The organism is Streptomyces sp. NPDC021019 (genome assembly GCF_044333295.1).
Classification (GTDB): Bacteria; Actinomycetota; Actinomycetes; order Streptomycetales; family Streptomycetaceae; genus Streptomyces.
In genome coordinates this window covers 589,192-606,262 of record NZ_JBIRQR010000001.1, presented here as the reverse complement: position 1 = coordinate 606,262, position 17,071 = coordinate 589,192, and the positions used below count along the sequence as shown (strand labels likewise).

Annotated in this window: 15 protein-coding genes; 3 read left to right on the top strand and 12 right to left on the bottom strand. The window is 71.5% G+C overall.

The genetic code is table 11. The annotated features are described in order from the left end of the window. Window positions 1-405: 405 nt before the first annotated feature. On the top strand, window positions 406-1,212 hold the full coding sequence (locus ACH4RG_RS02825) for an SGNH/GDSL hydrolase family protein (protein WP_397918350.1): 807 nt from the start codon (window positions 406-408) through the stop codon (window positions 1,210-1,212). Window positions 1,213-1,348: 136 nt separating this feature from the next. On the opposite strand, the gene ACH4RG_RS02820 is transcribed toward ACH4RG_RS02825, so the two are convergent. From ACH4RG_RS02820 to ACH4RG_RS02795, 6 genes are all read right to left on the bottom strand, one after another. After that, window positions 1,349-1,732: a nuclear transport factor 2 family protein gene (locus ACH4RG_RS02820; RefSeq protein ID WP_397919252.1), complete on the bottom strand. Its 384-nt coding sequence runs from the start codon at window positions 1,730-1,732 to the stop codon at window positions 1,349-1,351. 186 nt (window positions 1,733-1,918) lie between these two features. Next, window positions 1,919-2,758 (bottom strand): class I SAM-dependent methyltransferase, encoded by an 840-nt coding sequence (locus tag ACH4RG_RS02815; RefSeq protein WP_397918351.1) that lies wholly within the window; start codon window positions 2,756-2,758, stop codon window positions 1,919-1,921. A 40-nt stretch (window positions 2,759-2,798) separates the two neighbouring features. Then, window positions 2,799-3,548, bottom strand: a complete 750-nt coding sequence (locus ACH4RG_RS02810) for an ATP-binding cassette domain-containing protein (RefSeq protein ID WP_397918352.1) — start codon at window positions 3,546-3,548, stop codon at window positions 2,799-2,801. Next, window positions 3,545-4,132, bottom strand: coding sequence for a hypothetical protein (locus tag ACH4RG_RS02805; protein ID WP_398539009.1), 588 nt, complete (start codon window positions 4,130-4,132; stop codon window positions 3,545-3,547). The genes ACH4RG_RS02810 and ACH4RG_RS02805 overlap by 4 nt, the downstream gene beginning before the upstream one ends. After that, window positions 4,129-5,418 (bottom strand): magnesium transporter, encoded by a 1,290-nt coding sequence (locus ACH4RG_RS02800; RefSeq protein WP_398161875.1) that lies wholly within the window; start codon window positions 5,416-5,418, stop codon window positions 4,129-4,131. Before ACH4RG_RS02800 ends, ACH4RG_RS02805 begins: the two co-directional genes overlap by 4 nt. A 62-nt stretch (window positions 5,419-5,480) precedes the next feature. Then, on the bottom strand, window positions 5,481-5,894 hold the full coding sequence (locus tag ACH4RG_RS02795) for a hypothetical protein (protein WP_398539008.1): 414 nt from the start codon (window positions 5,892-5,894) through the stop codon (window positions 5,481-5,483). A gap of 465 nt (window positions 5,895-6,359) precedes the next feature. Here ACH4RG_RS02795 and ACH4RG_RS02790 point away from each other — a divergent pair, with 465 nt between their 5' ends. Both ACH4RG_RS02790 and ACH4RG_RS02785 read left to right on the top strand, forming a co-directional pair. Beyond that, window positions 6,360-8,192, top strand: a complete 1,833-nt coding sequence (locus ACH4RG_RS02790; protein ID WP_397918356.1) for a prolyl oligopeptidase family serine peptidase — start codon at window positions 6,360-6,362, stop codon at window positions 8,190-8,192. Between the two features lie 62 nt (window positions 8,193-8,254). Next, a complete protein-coding gene (locus tag ACH4RG_RS02785; protein ID WP_398539007.1) occupies window positions 8,255-9,112 on the top strand; it encodes an SURF1 family protein in 858 nt (285 codons plus the stop codon). Between the two features lie 42 nt (window positions 9,113-9,154). On the opposite strand, the gene ACH4RG_RS02780 is transcribed toward ACH4RG_RS02785, so the two are convergent. The 6 genes from ACH4RG_RS02780 to ACH4RG_RS02755 form a co-directional block, all read right to left on the bottom strand. Continuing rightward, window positions 9,155-10,666, bottom strand: a complete 1,512-nt coding sequence (locus tag ACH4RG_RS02780; RefSeq protein WP_398539006.1) for a hypothetical protein — start codon at window positions 10,664-10,666, stop codon at window positions 9,155-9,157. Further along, window positions 10,663-11,238 carry a SigE family RNA polymerase sigma factor gene (locus tag ACH4RG_RS02775; RefSeq protein ID WP_361874097.1) on the bottom strand — a complete coding sequence of 192 codons (576 nt, stop codon included), beginning with the start codon at window positions 11,236-11,238 and terminating at the stop codon, window positions 10,663-10,665. The genes ACH4RG_RS02780 and ACH4RG_RS02775 overlap by 4 nt, the downstream gene beginning before the upstream one ends. Before the next feature lie 362 nt (window positions 11,239-11,600). Next, window positions 11,601-12,674 (bottom strand): aspartate-semialdehyde dehydrogenase, encoded by a 1,074-nt coding sequence (locus ACH4RG_RS02770; protein ID WP_397918359.1) that lies wholly within the window; start codon window positions 12,672-12,674, stop codon window positions 11,601-11,603. Further along, window positions 12,671-13,942 carry an aspartate kinase gene (locus ACH4RG_RS02765; RefSeq protein WP_397918360.1) on the bottom strand — a complete coding sequence of 424 codons (1,272 nt, stop codon included), beginning with the start codon at window positions 13,940-13,942 and terminating at the stop codon, window positions 12,671-12,673. Before ACH4RG_RS02765 ends, ACH4RG_RS02770 begins: the two co-directional genes overlap by 4 nt. A 274-nt stretch (window positions 13,943-14,216) precedes the next feature. Further along, window positions 14,217-16,334, bottom strand: coding sequence for a LamG-like jellyroll fold domain-containing protein (locus ACH4RG_RS02760; RefSeq protein ID WP_398539005.1), 2,118 nt, complete (start codon window positions 16,332-16,334; stop codon window positions 14,217-14,219). A gap of 174 nt (window positions 16,335-16,508) precedes the next feature. After that, window positions 16,509-17,057: a Uma2 family endonuclease gene (locus tag ACH4RG_RS02755; RefSeq protein ID WP_398539384.1), complete on the bottom strand. Its 549-nt coding sequence runs from the start codon at window positions 17,055-17,057 to the stop codon at window positions 16,509-16,511. Window positions 17,058-17,071 lie beyond the last annotated feature (14 nt).

Genomic DNA, 17,071 nt, shown 5'->3' with positions numbered 1-17,071 from the left:
AGCCGTGCGGCACAGCCATGCGGCTCATCGGCCTCAGTCGGCTCCGAAGGCTGGGACGCGGTGCCTTCGGCCGCCCTGTCCTCACCCGTCCGGATGAATTCGCCGGTGCGGTGACGCCCGGACCGGGCCCTTGCGTACCGCGCGTCGCGTCCCGTCCGACCTCTCCAGGACGCACAGGATTTCCTCGAACTTGCCTCTTCCGGCACCGAGTTGAGGGTTTATCTACGCGCGGAGCTCAGGCCACCGAACGATCATTCGGGCATATCAGACGACTTCTCGCGCGGGCATTACCGGCGGGTACCGCGAGCTGCTAGAAACTGCATCGCTCCCCCCACCCCCTCCTGCCCCCCACAGCTCGTCCTCCCACCCCCTCACCCCCCCCCACACTTCGAAGGGTCGGCAGCCATGTCAGTACGTAGAATTCGAGCATCCGTCGTCACTCTCGCGCTCGCCGCCGTGGCCGCGCTCGGCGTCGCGGGACCAGCCTCCGCGACCGACTCGGCCGCCGCGGGCGGCTACGTCGCGCTCGGCGACTCCTACTCCTCCGGCGTCGGTGCCGGAAGCTACCTCTCCGACAGCGGCGACTGCCGGCGCAGCACCAACGCCTACCCGTATCTGTGGCAGGCGGCGAACTCCCCCGCCTCGTTCGACTTCGTCGCCTGCTCGGGAGCGACCACCTCATCCGTGGCCGGCACCCAGCTCGGCGTGCTCAACGCGTCCACCTCGCTCGTCAGCGTCACCGCCGGCGGCAATGACGTCGGGTTCGCCGACGTCATGCAGGACTGCGTGCTGGCCGGCGAGGCCACCTGCATCACCAGCGTGAACAACGCCGTCTCGCAGATGAACAGCTCCCTGCCCGGCAGCCTCGACGCCCTCTACGACGGCATCCGGGCCCGCGCCCCGCAGGCTCAGGTCGTGGTTCTCGGCTATCCGCGCTTCTACCAACTGTCCGGCAGCTGCGTCGCCGGACTCTCCGAGGCCGAGCGGACCGCGATCAACAACGCCTCGGACGTGCTGAACGACGTCCTCGCCAAGCGGTCCGCCGACGCAGGGTTCACCTTCTCCAGCGTGGTGGACGAATTCACCGGGCACGAGCTGTGCTCCGGAGACGCCTGGCTCCACAGCGTCACGGTCCCGATCCACAACTCGTATCACCCCAAGGCCGCGGGGCAGTCGGGCGGCTATCTGCCCGCCCTCCGCTCGGCGATGTAGTTCGGCTGTGTAGTTCGGCGGGGCAGCTCGGCGGGACAGCTCGGCAGCGTGACTCGGTGCGCGGCTCCGCTGCGGCTCCGCGGGCAGCTCCTCGTACGGAACGGCGGTTCACCGGGGGATCGGTGGGCCGCCGTTCTCAGTAGCGCTCGACCAGATGCTCGCGGCCGGCCGGAGGCTCGTACGACTCGGGCCAGAAGTCCGTCACCCCGGTGATCAGCCCCTTCTCGTCGAAGGTGAAGAAGTGGATGGCGTCCATCTCCTGTGGCCCCTCCCCCGGCTGGTCCCCCGTCACCGTGAACCCGGTCCGGGCGGCGGCCTGCCGGCCCTCCGCGTCGACGACGATCCGCTCGACCCGCGCGTGCCAGTCGCCCGGATACTCCTCGTTGAACCGGAGGTACCGGTCCTTGCCGTGGATCCGCTCACGGCTCTGCGGCAGCTCGTACACCACGTCCTCGGCGAGGGTCTCCCCGAACCCGGCCCAGTCACGCGCCTCGGCCGACGACCAGTACGCCTCGACCACCCCGCGCAGCGCGGCCGTCGTCGTCCCGGAGGCCGCGCCCGGAGCAGTGCCGGACGTGCTGCCGAAAGCAGTACCGGGCGTGGCTCCGCCCGCCGTTCCACCTGTCGTGTCGGTCATGGAAACGAGTGTGTACCCCACCACTGACAGCGGCCGGAGAAACCCGGAGGGGCGGCGTCGGCCTCCCGTTCACCCCTGGTGCTCCGCGGGCCGCGACGCCTTGATCGAGTACATCAGCGGGATCCTCGGCCGGCCCGCCGGGAAGCGGTAGTGGCCGTCCGCGTGGCGCTCCAGGGTGCCGAACCGCTGGACGAGGGTGGAGTCGTGCTCGTGGAGGAACTCGATCCGCAGGCCGGCCGCGGCGAGCGCCGTGACCACCCGCCCCACCGGGTGCTGCCACTCGACGCTGCGGTTGTGCACGGTCGGCGCGTCGAGGTCGGCGTACGTGCCGGGCGTCTCGTCCACCCAGGCGTCGCGACTGAAGTAGTCGTCGGTGACGACCGAACCGGTCTCGTCCATCGAGTCGGTCAGCGGATGGAACTCCGCGAGGTAGAGGAATCCGCCGGGCGCGACCAGCGAGGCGGCGGTGTCGGCCCAGCGGTCGAGGTCGGGCAGCCAGCCCAGCGCGCCGATGCCCGTGTAGACGATGTCGTACCCGGAATCGGGGACGGCCCCCGGTGCGTCGTACACGTCGGCCGCGACGAACAACGCCCGGTCCGGGCCCAGTTCCAGCGATCTCGCCAGGCCCCGGGCGGTCTCGACGGCGGGCTCGGAGAAATCGAGGCCCACGACCTGTGCGGCGCCGTGCCGCGCCCAGGAGAGGGTGTCCATGCCGAAGTGGCACTGGAGGTGCAGCAGGCTCTTCCCGGTGACGTCGCCGACCTCGGCCAGTTCGAAGGCGCGCAGCACGTCCTTGCCCGCCAGGAACGCGTCCAGCTCGTAGAAGTCGCTCGCCACGTGGATCGGCACGCGTTCGTCCCAGCGCGCGCGGTTGGTGTCGTGCCAGTCGTCCGGAGTCGGGGAGTACATGACCGGAAAGCTATCCGCGGGCCGGGAGGCGTGCGAGTGGTTATTCGGTGCCCTCCAGGCCCATGAGGACGGAGTACGCGGACTCGGCCCGCCGGCCAGGAGCGGCGTCGGACCGCGCCTGGTCCAGGAAGCTCCGGGTCGCTCCGTGGTGGAGGACCCGGCCGCGGTCCATGAGGGAGACGGTGTTCGCCTCGTCGGCCAGGTCGGCGACGTCGTGGGTGGACATCAAGACCGGAATGCGGTCGGCGACCGTGCGCAGCACGTTTCGGAAGACGGTGCGCTGGTGCGGGTCGAGTCCGGCGGTGGGCTCGTCGAGGAGGACCACCTGTGCGTCATGGGCCAGCGCGCACGCGATGCCGACCCGGCGGAGCTGGCCTCCGGAGAGCTTGGCCGTCTTCCGGCCGCTCTGCTCGGCGAGGCCCACCCGGTCGAGGGCCCTCCCCGCGCGCTCCCAGGCTCCCGTACGGTCCTCGCCCTTCAGCCAGGCCACGTACGCCACGTACTCGCGGGCGGTCAGCTGCCGTGACGTCGGTACCTTCTGCGGCAGCCACGCCACATGCCGGCGGTACGCGCGGGCGGCGGAGGTGAGAGTGGAGTCCTTGAGCCGGACCTTGCCGCCCTGGGGCTGCACCGTTCCCGCCAGGAGGGACATCGTGGTCGACTTGCCCGCTCCGTTGGGGCCGAGCAGGATCGTCAGGCCCTCGTCGGGGACCTCGTAGCTGAAGCCGGAGAGGACGGGACGTTCCCAGCGGCGGTAGCGGAAGGTGACGCGGTCGAGCAGCAGGGTCATCGGTCGGTCCTTGGTGCGAAGCAGACGAGGGAGAGAAGTCCGGCCAGGAAAACGGCGGAGGCTCCCACGGTGGCGTGGGTGACATGAGCTGCCTCGGTGACGATCACCCAGGGGTAGGGGTCGTCACGGTCGCGGCCGCCGAGGAACATGGACTGGATCATCCAGAAGACGGGAACCAGCGTCGCGCGGTGGCCCAGCGACGGCCAGGCCCCCAGCGCGAGTCCGCAGAAGAGCAGATTGTTGCGCGCGGCCACCAGCATGGCGTCCGACCCCACGAGGGACAGGCCTGCGGCCACCGCGGTCACGAGGAGCGCGAAGCCGGCCACGAGGACGGTGTCCCGCGCGTCGAGACGCCGGACGGCGGAGCGTTCCACGGAGGGCATCCGCCGCTCCAGGCAGGCGATCACCGCGATGCCGGGGAGGACGGCGACGAAGGTGCTGAGCTCCGTCATCATCGCGTAGTTCCCCAGGAACGAGGGGAAGACGACGGACACACCGCTGGTCAGACCGATGCCCATGGCGAAGGCGAGCAGCACGCCGGGCAGCAGTCCGAAAGCGCCCCGTTGGCGCAGCCACCAGATCATGCCGGGCCGCCGGCCCGGCAGGCGGACCGGAGCTTCTCCGCGTACCAGGCCCGCTGCTCCCGCGCGGACAGCTCGGCCACGCCGGCCGTCCCGGCCAGGAGCCGCTCCTTGGTCTGGCCCTGGCTGAACCCCTGGGTCTCCCGTGACAGCCATGCCAGGTACTGGTTCTCGACCCCTATCGCGCGGGCCGCCCAGAGGGTGTTGTAGTGCAGCACGTTCCAGTCGGGCTCGGCGCAGGGCGCTCCGACCACGGCGATGGCGATGTTCTCCCCGAGTGCCTGGTCCGCGGTGCCCGGTGCGAGGGCGAGTGTCCAGCGCTCTCCCCCGGTGTCGGTCCGCCGGTCGTCCGCCACGGAGACGTCGGTGATGCGGTCGGGCTTCCGGTCGATGACACCCTTGGCCGCCAACTGGTCGGCCATACGGCGGATTTCGACCTGGATCTCACCGATGTGCTCGGCTCCGGCCTCCGGCAGGCAGACCTCGGGCGCTTCCCCTTCGCAGACGACCGGGGCCAGCCCCCGGGAGGCCGGAGGCATCGAGCGCCAGTCCGCCGTGATGCCGTAGGCGCCGAGCAGGCCGCCGACGGCCAGGACCAGGGACAGGGCGGCATAGCGGACGGGATCGCGGCGGAGGGCCGCCAGCGCGACGCAGGCGAGTGCGAGGCAGACCGTGGGCAGGAGGGCGGCCAGTGTCATCGCCGGTGAGTACGCCTCGCCGAAGCCCACCCAGTCGATCGCCCCGGTGACGTGGTGCGCCCAGTAGCTGTCCGTGCCCAGCGGAAAGGTGATGCCCACGAAAGCCACCACCGCCACCAGGGGTGCGGAGTACAGCGCGTGCAGGTGCCTGCCGACGACGAACCCGATGACGGCGTGGGCGGCGATCAGCACCACCACGATGCCCATGATCTGCAACGCGTAGGGATCGGGAAGGACTCCGACCACCCACAGCCCGCCCGCCATGACGCCGGCGGTGAGCGTCGAGAGGCACACCACGGTGACGAGGACGGAGTGCAGCGCGATGCGCCACGTGGGCTGGACGGCGCCCAACTGCCACGTGCCCAGGGCCTTGAGCCGGGTCGCTTCCACGGCGGTCAGACCCGCCGCGGCCGCGGCCGCCATCGGCACGGGGGCGTGCAGCGCGTACGAAGCCGCCTGTGCGGCCCAGGGCAGGTCGATGAGCTGACCGATGCGCCGGGTGCTCGTCAGGAAGACGTAGGCGAAGAAGACCCCGATGAAAGGGGTGGCCAGCACGGCGGGGTGCGTGCGGAGAGAAGCGGTGATGCGCATGGGGCCTCGTCGTGGAGCGCGAAGCCGGGCCTCCGCGCGGGACACGCGGAGGCCCGGCGGGATCAGTCGGCCTTGGTGGTGTCGACGTTGACCTTGCCAACGACGACGGCGCAGGAGACGCATCCCGAACCGATGTCGCCGATTTCGAGGTAGTAGCTGTCCTTGGGCAGCCCCGACTGCGTGGCCGTGCTCTTGGAGCCCGAACCCTCGAAGCGGGTGGTGAACTTGGAGGTGTCGTGCCTCTTGTCCTTCCCCCAGCCGATCTGCTGCCACAGCTCCACATCGACGCTCTTTCGGCCGTACACCTCACCGCAACCGGTGAAGTCGATTGCGTTGCACGACTCGTCGACCCATTGCTGGGACATCTTGCCCTGCTTTCCCACCCAGTTATGGGCGGTCCAGTTGGCCCAGGCACTGGTGTGCGTGGCGAACAGGAGAACCGCTGCGGCTCCGGCGACGAAACCGGCCTTGCGCATACGACCACCTACCACGGAAATACCCTCCCTCGACTCCCGGTCACCGAGGCCCCCTCGAACGGAAAACCGAAAAGTCGATGGACGTTAGCACTGGTCAGCGCAGTGCGGAGCCGGAGGGGCAGCGTGTGCCCGTATCGTCCGATCTTGGTCCGACAATCACGCCGTCCACAGGAACGACAAACGGAACAGGTAATTCCAGATTCCTGTCGCGCGCGATCGACTCCATCGACCCTCTCGACTCCCAGTGAATTCATGCACAGCGAAATGCGCGAGCATCCGGAAATATCACTGCACTTTCCATTCGGTCCGAGCATGCGGCCCGGTGACGAATTCGGGCGCACGACAGGGCGCACGACAGGGCGCACGACAGGGCGCACGACAACGACTTCTGGTCGACTTCGCGTCGGCTTCACGTCTTTCGAATCCGGTTACGGGCCCGGCCCCCGGATCGGGTTGGATGAGGGGATGACCACTGATGCAGCAGCAGCTGTGCCCGACTGGGAGATGCGGTTCCGTGCGCCTCGCGTCTCCCTGCCCGACTGGGCCGAGGACGCCCCCGACCGCGCGCTGTTCGTCTCCAACGCCACCGGGACCTACGAGCTGTACGCGTGGGACCGGGCGAGCGGGCGGCAGCGCCAGGTGACGGACCGGCCGAACGGCACGACGGACGGCGTGCTGACGCCGGACGGCGAGGCCGTCTGGTGGTTCAGCGACACCGACGGTGACGAGTTCGGGGTGTGGATGCGCCAGCCGTTCGACGGCGGGGAGGACGAGCCGGCCGCCCCCGGCCTCGCTCCCTCCTACCCGGCGGGCCTGGCCATCGGGCGGGACGGTTCGGCGGTGATCGGCCGCTCGACCGACGAGGACGGCACGACGATCCACCTGGTGCGGACGCCGGGCGCCGAGCCCGTGGAGATCTACCGGCACCGGGAGTCCGCGGGGGTCGGGGACCTCTCCCACGACGGGACCCTGATCGCCCTGGAGCACACCGAGCACGGCGACGCGATGCACTCGGCGCTGCGCGTGGTGCGCCCCGACGGCTCCACGGTGGCCGAGCTGGACGACACCGAGGGCGGCACGAAGGAACTGGGCCTCGCCGTGCTGGGCTTCGCCCCGGTCGCCGGTGACACCCGCCTCCTCGTCGGCCATCAGCGCCGGGGCCGCTGGGAGCCGATGATCTGGGACCCGGTCGCGGGCACGGAGACCGCGCTGCCGGTCGACCTGCCGGGCGACGTGGGGGCCGAGTGGTATCCGGACGGCTCGGCGCTGCTCGTCGAGCACGGCTTCGAGGCCCGCAGCGAGCTCTGGCGGTACGAGCCCGGGGCCCCGGCTCCCGTGCGCGTGGAGACCCCCGCGGGCACCGTGTCGGGCGCCACGGCCCGCCCGGACGGCACGGTGGAGTACCTGTGGTCCTCGGCCGAGCTGCCGCCCGTGGTGCGGTCGACGAGCGGTGCGGTGGTCCTGGACCCGCCGGGCGCGAAGGCCCCGCCGTCGGTGCCCGTCGAGGACGCCTGGGTGGAGGGGCCGGGCGGCCGTATCCACGCCCTCGTGCAGAAGCCCGCCACCGGCGACGGCCCCTTCCCCACGATCTTCGAGATCCACGGCGGGCCGACCTGGCACGACAGCGACGCCTTCGCCTCCGGCCCCGCCGCCTGGGTGGACCACGGCTTCGCGGTCGTCCGGGTCAACTACCGGGGCTCCACCGGCTACGGCCGCGCCTGGACGGACGCGCTGAAGCACCGGGTAGGGCTGATCGAGCTGGAGGACATCGCTGCCGTACGGGAGTGGGCGGTGGCCTCCGGGCTCGCGGACCCGGAGCGCCTGGTCCTGGCGGGCGGGTCCTGGGGCGGCTATCTGACCCTGCTCGGGCTCGGCACCCAGCCCGACTCCTGGTCGCTGGGCCTGGCCGCGGTGCCGGTCGCGGACTACGTCACGGCGTACCACGACGAGATGGAGGCCCTGAAGGCGATGGACCGCACGCTGCTGGGCGGCACGCCGGAGGAGGTTCCCGAGCGCTTCGAGGCCTCGTCCCCGCTGACGTACGTCGACGCGGTGCGCGCTCCCCTCTACATCTCCGCGGGCGTCAACGATCCGCGCTGCCCCATCCGTCAGGTGGAGAACTACGTGGACCGGCTGGCGGCGCGCGGCGCGGTCCACGAGGTGTACCGGTACGACGCCGGACACGGCTCGCTGGTGGTGGAGGAGCGGATCAAGCAGGTGCGGCTGGAGTTGGAGTTCGCGCTGAAGCACCTGGGGGGAGGCGCCGTGGTCGGCGCCCCGGGGCCGGAAGCGGCGTAAGAGCCGGATAAATGGCGGACCCCGCCCCGGGAGCCCGGGGCGGGGAACCGTACCTTTGAGGGGTGTACCGGTTCCTGCTGACCCCGCGATGGTGGGGGATCAACCTCTTCGTCGTGCTGGCCATCCCGTTCTGCGTGTTCATGGGCACCTGGCAGCTCGGCCGCTTCGAGGACCGCGTGCAGTCGCACGAACAGGCGGAGAAGCAGCCCGATCCCAGCACCCGGGCCGCGAAACCCCTGGACGAGTTGCTGCCCGTCGACAAGGTGACGTCCGGCCGCCCGGCCGTCGCCACCGGCACGTACGCCGACCAGTTCCTGGTGCCCGGCCGCGAGCTGGACGACCGCCGCGGCTTCTACGTCCTGAACCTGCTGCGTACGGACACCGGCAAGGCCCTGCCGGTGGTACGGGGCTGGCTGCCCGGTTCCGCGACCGGCGCCCGGGTGCCCGCCGCGCCGGAGGGCGAGGTCACGGTGACCGGCGACCTCCAGGCCTCCGAGAACTCGCGCAGCGACGGGGTCAACGCCCGGGGCGGGCTGCCCGGGGGCCAGGTCGGCATGATCAGCGCCGCGACCCTGGTGAACCTCGTGCCGTACGACGTGTACGACGCCTGGGTGACGCTTCCCCAGGCCGAGGCGGGCGGTACGGGCGGTGCGATGAAGCCGGTGCCCGCGGCGGCCCCCGAGGGCAGCGGCCTCGATCTGAAGGCCTTCCAGAACCTGGGGTACACGGGCGAGTGGTTCGTCTTCGCCGGCTTCGTGCTCTTCATGTGGTTCCGGCTGGTGCGCCGCGAGGCCGAGGCCCTGCGCGACATCGCGCTCGGCCTCGTCCCGGAGGACCCCGCCACGGCCCCGGAAGAACCGCGGGACCCGGCAGTCCCTGAGGCCTCCGAGGCGGCTCGGAAAGCCCCGGCGGCCCCGTAGGGCCCCGGCGCCGGACCACGACGACAGGCCGACGTCGCCGGACTACGACGTGGCGAGCACGCCCGTACGGTAGATGGTGCCCGAGCAGGCGTTGGGGATCTCCGTCTCCGCGGTGGGCGCTCCCGTCTCCGGGGTGTGCGTCACGGCCACGCTGCCCTCCGCCGCGCCCTCGCCGTCCTCGTTCAGTGCCTGCGTGCCGACGCCCGAGGGCTGATCGGTGCCCCCCTCGCCGACCGATCCTCCGGCCCCGTCCGTCGACGGGGTCGGGCTCGGCGACGGACCCACGGCCGGACAGGTGTCGGCCGGCACCCAGGCGAACCGCACCTCGTACGCCATGGCCGGCTTCAGCAGCACCGTGCCCGGCTCCTGCGAGGGGTCGGGCAGCCCGGGGGCCGCGTCGCCCGCGGCATGCTGGACCACGCCGATCTTGAGCGGGTCGGCCGCGCCCATCGCGGTGAAGCCCACCGTGCCGTTGCTGCTGACCGTGCAGTCGGTGCCGGACACGTTGGCGATCTTGAAGCTGCCGTAGACGGTGCCGTCGGCTCCCGGTGCGTCGGTGCCCGCGGACGCGACGCCCAGCTGGCTCGGGTCGCAGACCGGCAGGGAGGCGAAGTCCGCGCTCGGGGAGTCGGTGGTCTCGCCCGTCGCCGTGCCGCCGGGGTCACTGCCCTCGCCCTCGGTGGGGCTGGGGCCCGGGTCGGCCTCGCCCGCGCTGCCCTCGCTCTCCCGCTCGGTGGGCTCCACGGTCCGCCGGCCGGGGGCCTCGGGGCCGGTCTCGTCCCCGTTGCCGCCCTGGGCCTGCTCGCCGTGTCCGGCGATGGCGGGGCGGGCGTGGGACGGGCCGTCCGAGGTCGCGACATGGACGAAGGCGGGGACGGCGGTGCCGATCAGCAGGGCCGCCGCAGCCGCCCCGACGACGGCCTGCCGTCGCCTCGCCCGGCGGGCGGGGACGGCGCGGTGGAGGTGGTCGAGGGTCCCCTCGGAGGGGGACAGCTCCCGCACCGCACCGTGCAGCATGCGGCGCAGGGCCACCTCGTCCAGCTCTTCGGAGGCGGGGGCGGCGCCGCCCCGGTCACGTGCGAAGAGGTCGGTCAGCGTGCCGACGAGGTCGTCGTCGCCCGGCGCCCCGGAGGCCTTGCGAGGGGCGGCCTTGCCCGAGGCGGGGGTCTCGCTCGCACCGTCCGCGGGGGTCTCGCTCGCACCGTCCGCGGGGGTCTCGCTCGCACCGTCCGCGGGGGCCTCGCTCGCACAGTCGGCGGAGGTCTCGCTCGTACCGCCGGCGGCGGTGTCGGCGGCCGCGGCACGCCCCGTACTCGCGTCCGCCGCGGCTTCCGCCGTCCCCGGGTCCTGCTCGTCGGGGTCCTCGGCGGCCTCGTTGTCCGCCCGCGCGGGTGGCGTCGGTTCCGGGGCCTCGCCCGGCTCGGGCCCCGTGCGCCCGTCGTGCGGGCGCTCCGGATCGGTGTGCGGAGTCTTCTCCGGCCCGTGGTTCACAATTCCGTTTCCCGTCGGGTCATTCTCGTGCCTGTGCTCGTCGCGCTGCTCGGGCCCGCTCATGCCTGGGCCTCCATCACGACGCGCAGCGCCGCGATACCCCGGGAACCGTACGCCTTGACCGAGCCCAGCGAGACACCCAGCGTCTCGGCGACCTGGGCCTCCGTCATGTCCGCGAAGTAGCGCAGCACCAGCACTTCGCGCTGGCGTCGCTGGAGCCCCTTCATGGCCTTGATCAGCGCGTCCCGCTCCAACTGGTCGTAGGCGCCCTCCTCCGCGCTCGCCATGTCCGGCATCGGCTTGGAGAGCAGCTTCAGCCCGAGGATGCGGCGACGCAGTGCGGAGCGCGAGAGGTTGACGACCGTCTGCCGGAGATAGGCGAGGGTCTTCTCCGGTTCGCGGACCCGGCTCCGCGCGGAGTGCACGCGGATGAACGCCTCCTGCACCACGTCCTCGCAGGAAGCGGTGTCGTCCAGCAGCAGGGCGGCGAGGCCGAGCAGGGAGCGGTAGTGGGCGCGATAGGTCTCGGTGAGATGGTCGACCGTGGTTCCCGCTGCCACCGTCTCTTCAGCATCCCCGCGCTGCGAGGGAAGCTGCGCCGGGCGCGCGGCGGGCATGGGCGCGATCACCGGCATGCCGCCGGGCGCACGGGGCCGCCGGAGCGGACGCGTCGACGCGCCTCGCAACGGGCCCACCACTGTGATGTCGAGAACCTCTGCTGCCACGCCTGTTGGACACGCTGCCCCCCGTCAGGGTTGTACGCGTACGGCGTCACGTTCGACGCTGTGCGACATGCCCTCATACGTACCTGCTCTTCCCCAAATGCCCCGTCATAGCGTCTGGCCACGCAAGAAGTGACCGCATAGACGCAGCCCGACCAAGATGCGGTTGCAGATGGCCGGGAGATCATCGTCGGATACGACAACGTCCCAGCTCAAGAGGTTCAGACCAGCAAATTGCTCATAGGGCGTTCACAGATCCTACAAAACAGGTTCGATCACGCCCGGGGGAATTCGGCGGCGACCGATTCGGCGATCTGCGCCACGTTCAAAGCCGCACCTTTTCGGAGATTGTCACCGCAAAGGAACATTTCCAGGGCATGTGGGTCGTCCATCGAACGCCGGACGCGCCCCACCCAGGTGGGGTCGGTGCCCACCACGTCGGACGGAGTGGGGAAATCTCCGGACGCCGGGCTGTCGAAGAGGACCACGCCGGGGGCGGTCGCCAGGATCTCGTGCGCCTTGCCCACGGCGACCTCGTTCTCGAAGCGGGCGTGGACGGACATCGAGTGCGTGGCGATCACGGGAACGTACACACAGGTCGCGGTGGTCCTCAGGTCCGGCATGCCCAGCACCTTGCGGCACTCCTCGCGGATGGCGATCTCCTCGGAGGACCAGCCGTCGCCGGCGTCCGTACCCGCCCAGGGCACGACGTTCAGGGCGACGGGTGCGGCGAACGGGCTCCTCGCCGCCTCCGCGCTGTCCCCCAGGGCCCGGCGTACGTCCCCGGGCCGGGTGCCCAGTTCCGTGCCGGCCACCAGCGCCAGCTGCTCGCGCAGGGCGGCGACGCCGTCCCGGCCCGCGCCGCTGACGGCCTGGTAGGAGGAGACGATCAGCTCGCGCAGTCCGAACTCGGCGTGCAGGGCGCCGATCGCGACGATCAGCGACAGCGTGGTGCAGCTCGGGGACGCGACGATGCCGCGCGGCCGGAGCCGGGCGGCATGGGGGTTGATCTCCGGGACGACCAGCGGCACATCGTCGTCGAGCCGGAAGGCGGCCGAGTCGTCGATGGCGACGACGCCCTTGGCGGCGGCGATCGGGGCCCACCGGGCGGACACCTCGTCCGGCACCAGGAAGACAGCCACGTCGATGCCGTCGAACACGTCCTCGGCGAGCGCGAGGACCTCGATCTCCTCACCGCGCACGGCCAGCTTGCGGCCGGCCGAGCGCGGTGAGGCGACGAGTCTGACCTCGCCCCAGACGTCCGCGTGCTGCGAGAGGATCCGGAGCATGACACCGCCGATCGCCCCGGTCGCGCCGACGACCGCAAGCGAAGGGCGGCGTCCGGTCATCGGCCGGTGCCTCCGTAGACGACGGCCTCGTCGGAGTCGCTGTCGAGACCGAAGGCGGAGTGCACGGCGCGCACGGCCTCGTTGACGTCGTCGGCGCGGGTGACCACCGAGATGCGGATCTCGGATGTCGAGATCAGCTCGATGTTCACGCCCGCGTCGGCCAGGGCCTCGAAGAATCCGGCGGTGACGCCCGGGTTGGTCTTCATCCCGGCGCCGACCAGGGAGATCTTCGCGATCTGGTCGTCGTAGCGGAGCGAGTCGAAGCCGATGGAGCTCCTGGTCCGCTCCAGGGCGTCGATGGCCTTGCGGCCCTCGGCCTTGGGCAGGGTGAAGGAGATGTCCGTCAGGCCGGTCGACGCGGCGGAGACGTTCTGCACCACCATGTCGATGTTGACCTCGGCGTTCGCGATGGCGCGGAAGATCGCCGCCGCCTCGCCGGGCTTGTCCGGGACGCCGACGACGGTGACCTTGGCCTCCGAGACGTCATGGGCGACTCCGGAGATGATCGCGTGCTCCACCTGCTGGTCCCCTTGCGGCTCGTTGCTGACCCAGGTGCCGCGCAGTCCGGAGAAGGACGAGCGGACGTGGATCGGGATGTTGTAACGGCGTGCGTACTCGACGCAGCGGTGCAGCAGCACCTTGGAGCCGGACGCGGCCAGCTCCAGCATGTCCTCGAAGGAGATCCAGTCGATCTTCTTCGCCTTCTTCACGACCCGGGGGTCCGCGGTGAAGACGCCGTCGACGTCGGTGTAGATCTCGCAGACCTCGGCGTCCAGCGCGGCGGCCAGCGCGACGGCGGTCGTGTCCGACCCGCCGCGGCCGAGGGTCGTGATGTTCTTGCCCTCCTGGCTCACGCCCTGGAACCCGGCGACGATGGCGATGTTGCCCTCGTCGATCGAGGTCCGGATGCGGCCCGGCGTGACGTCGATGATGCGCGCTTTGTTGTGGACCGAGTCGGTGATGACACCGGCCTGGCTGCCCGTGAACGACTGGGCCTCGTGGCCCAGGTTCTTGATCGCCATCGCCAGCAGGGCCATGGAGATCCGCTCACCGGCGGTCAGCAGCATGTCGAATTCACGGCCGGTAGGCATCGGAGACACCTGCTCGGCGAGGTCTATCAACTCGTCCGTCGTGTCGCCCATCGCGGACACCACGACAACCACCTGGTTGCCGTTCTTCTTGGCGTCGACGATTCGCTTGGCGACCCGCTTGATGCCCTCGGCATCGGCTACGGAGGAGCCTCCGTACTTCTGCACGACAAGGCCCACGTGCGCTCCTCGCTCAGTCATTACTGCGGTCGGCTCAGTCTAACGAGCAGCCCGGAATAGACCCGCTCATATCGGATGATGAGATGTCCCGCTCACCACCCGGTACGGCGTGTCGCTCCGAACCGCTCGTACGGGGCTGTTGCCCGCCCAGCCCCTCGGCACTCCCGTTTGTGTCCCAGCCCACACCGTCCGCAGGGAATGCGCGAGTCGGGACCCGTCGGACGGATGAGGGGCGAGCCCCCTCGTCCGTCCGACGGGCGCGTCGGGCCGCGGCTTACGGCAGCCGTCGGATCTCGTCCTCGGACAGCACACCCTCGTAGGCGTACACGCTGTCCACGACGCCCTTCAGGTGCTCGCCCCAGCCGTCGGCGGTGCGGCCCCGGCCTAGCTGGAGCCCGCCGGTGCTCTTCCAGGCGGCGTCGAAGTCGGCCGTACCGCCCTCCGCGTACTTCACCCCGTCGAGGTAGAAGGACACCTGGTTCCGCGAGGCGTCGTGGACGACGGTCACCCGGTAGCCCACTCCGATGTCCCCGTCGGGCTGCTCGATCCGGCGGAGCACGGTCTCCGGCGCACCCGGTTCGTCGGCGTGCGCCAGCACCAGGTCCCAGCTGGAGTTCTCCGGGTCGAAGCGCACCTTGAACGCGTCGCCGTGCTCCCCGCCCTGGGAGATCGCCGTCATCGGCCCCGCCGGGGCGTCGTCGGTGAGCCGGACGCGGGCGCTGACGGTGTAGCTCCCGGTGGTGTCGACGACGGGCGCGTCCGTGGCCGCGTGGCCCGAGACGCCGTCGAGGCGGAGGTGCCCGTCGCCCTCCAGCGGCCAGTCCTGGACGCAGTCCGGGTCGAAGACGTCACAGGGGTGGTCGAGGCGGAAGATCGAGGCGCCCGCACCCAGCTTCACGGGTGCGCCCCCGCCCGTCTCCGGGGCGAGGCCGTCGGGCGCGGTGTCCAGCGCCCAGTGGCCGACCCGCCGCGCGGCACGGGTGGCCAGGGCCGTCAGCTCCTCCGGCACCACGATCCGGTCGTACGCCCGTACGTCACCGATCTCGCCCTGCCAGCGGTCCCGGTAGCCCTGCGCCCCGCGCGCCCGGCCGATCTGGAAGTCGCCCTCGCCCGCCACGGGGACGGCGGCCGTCTCCTCGCCGGCCGCGCGGCCGTTCACGTAGAGCCGGGCCGTGCCGGTTCCGGCGTCGTACTGGCCGAGCACGTACGCCCAGTCGCCGGCCTCGGGCAGCCCGCCCGTGACCCGCGCCCCGCCGACGGAGAAGGACCAGGCGGGCCCGGGGCCCGACTGGGTCAGCCCCAGGGTGAACGCGCGCCCCGTGCCCGCGTCCTGCGAGAGGACCGTACGGGTGCCGTCGACGCGCGCCGGCCGCACCCAGCCGCCCACCGCGAAGTCCTTCGCGGTGTCGACGACGACCGGGGCGCCCGGGGTCAGGAAGCCGTGACCCGATCCGTCGAGCGAGGCGGTGGCGGTGAGCGGGGTGCCGGAGGGCGCGGGCGCGCCGAACGCGACCCCCGCACCGGCACGGGCCGCGGTGCCGTTCTCGGCGGCGGCCGAACGGGAACCCGTCGCGTCGGCGAGCTTCCACCGGGCCACGGGCGCGGGCCCCTCCCCGGTCAGGAAGGAGTAGTCGGTGCGCGGGCCACGGTTGCCCGCGCGGTCCTGCGCCTGCACGGAGAGGACCTGGCGGCCGGACTTCTCCGGCACGAAGCTGATCTCGGCCGAACCATCGGGCCGGACGTCGGCCATGCGCGGCAGCTCACCGTTGAAGGAGTAGGCGAATCCGACGATGTCCCCGGCCTGCGCCGTGAAGCGGAAGGTCCCCCGGACCCCGGCGCCGGGCGTCCACGTGTTGTCGTCCGGATAGTCGGAGGAGGTGACGACCGGGACGTCGGGGAGGGTGCGGTCGTACACGAACTCGCAGGGCGCGCCCGGCCCTTCGCTGCTCCAGGCGGAGACACCCGCGTCGTTGACGGCCCGCACCCGCCAGGACACGACGGTCTCGGCGGGGATGGTGTCCGGCAGCTGCCAGCTGAACGGAGCGGTGTCGAGCAGCGTGCTGGTGGTCGTGGTCACGCGCTCCTCGACGCCGCCCTCGCCCTGCCACCACGCCTCGAACTCGCCCCGGACCTTGCTCGCTTCACCGGGCTGCCCGCCGCCGGGCCCGTACAGCCGCGCCGTCAGCCGCGGCACGGACCCCACGTACGGCCGTTTCTCGCCGGATACGCACGCCGAGTTCTCCGTCGCCAGATCGGCGATCCGCGGCTGCTTCGGTGGGAGCCCGGCACCCGCCGCAAGTACGGTGCCCGGCGTCGCCAGCACCGTCCCGGCGGCGATCACGGCCGCTACGGCCGCCCGTCTCGCTCGTCCCTGTCCCGTACGTCCTGCCATGCGCGTTCCCTCCCCGGTTCTGCCCTTGAAGATCGGAGATCAAGAGCTGAGCGAGGTTAACAACCGGACGCGACACCGCCACCGTAATATCCGCACGCGGAACGACCGGCTCAGCCCGCCGTCAGCGTCTCCACGTCGAAGACCTGGGGTTCTGCGCGGCCACGATGCACACCTTCAGTCGGTGTACTCCTTGAACTTCTCGGTGTCGAGCGTGAAGCCGACCGGCTCGGGCAGCTCGACGAGCGCGCCGAAGGGCCGGGTGGTGACGGAGCGGTACGCGCCCTTCTCCGGCTCGGTGAAGACGGTGACCGAGCACCCCTCGCGGTCGACGAGCAGGTAGACCGGAATGCCGGCCGCCGCGTAGCCGTCGGGCTTCTCGACCCGGTCACGCCGGTTGGTGTCGGCGTCGCGGGAGGTGACCTCCACGGTCATCAGTACGCCGGTGGGGGCCGCCCACTCCCCCGCCCCGGCGAAGTGTTCGTCGGGCGCGAGGACGCCGTCGGGGCGGGCGCGGCCCTTGCGGTACGTCTCGACGGCGAGGCCACAGGCCGGGTAGAGCCACAGGTCCGCCCGGTGCTCCAGGCACCGCTTCACCAGCCACATCACGATCTGTCCGTGCGTTCCGTCGGCCGGAGGCTTCGCCCGCACCTTCCCGCCGATGAACTCCAGACGCACCAGCTCCGGCGCGCGACGGGACAGCTCCTCGAACTCCTCCACGGACATCTCGGGCTCACCCG

Coding starts and splice junctions, on each gene's coding strand:
- ACH4RG_RS02825 (WP_397918350.1), top strand. CDS start 406: ATGTCAGTACGTAGAATTCGAGCATCCGTCGTCACTCTCGCGCTCGCC.
- ACH4RG_RS02815 (WP_397918351.1), bottom strand. CDS start 2,758: ATGTACTCCCCGACTCCGGACGACTGGCACGACACCAACCGCGCGCGC.
- ACH4RG_RS02810 (WP_397918352.1), bottom strand. CDS start 3,548: ATGACCCTGCTGCTCGACCGCGTCACCTTCCGCTACCGCCGCTGGGAA.
- ACH4RG_RS02805 (WP_398539009.1), bottom strand. CDS start 4,132: ATGATCTGGTGGCTGCGCCAACGGGGCGCTTTCGGACTGCTGCCCGGC.
- ACH4RG_RS02800 (WP_398161875.1), bottom strand. CDS start 5,418: ATGCGCATCACCGCTTCTCTCCGCACGCACCCCGCCGTGCTGGCCACC.
- ACH4RG_RS02795 (WP_398539008.1), bottom strand. CDS start 5,894: ATGCGCAAGGCCGGTTTCGTCGCCGGAGCCGCAGCGGTTCTCCTGTTC.
- ACH4RG_RS02790 (WP_397918356.1), top strand. CDS start 6,360: ATGACCACTGATGCAGCAGCAGCTGTGCCCGACTGGGAGATGCGGTTC.
- ACH4RG_RS02780 (WP_398539006.1), bottom strand. CDS start 10,666: ATGAGCGGGCCCGAGCAGCGCGACGAGCACAGGCACGAGAATGACCCG.
- ACH4RG_RS02775 (WP_361874097.1), bottom strand. CDS start 11,238: ATGCCGGTGATCGCGCCCATGCCCGCCGCGCGCCCGGCGCAGCTTCCC.
- ACH4RG_RS02770 (WP_397918359.1), bottom strand. CDS start 12,674: ATGACCGGACGCCGCCCTTCGCTTGCGGTCGTCGGCGCGACCGGGGCG.
- ACH4RG_RS02760 (WP_398539005.1), bottom strand. CDS start 16,334: ATGGCAGGACGTACGGGACAGGGACGAGCGAGACGGGCGGCCGTAGCG.
- ACH4RG_RS02755 (WP_398539384.1), bottom strand. CDS start 17,057: ATGTCCGTGGAGGAGTTCGAGGAGCTGTCCCGTCGCGCGCCGGAGCTG.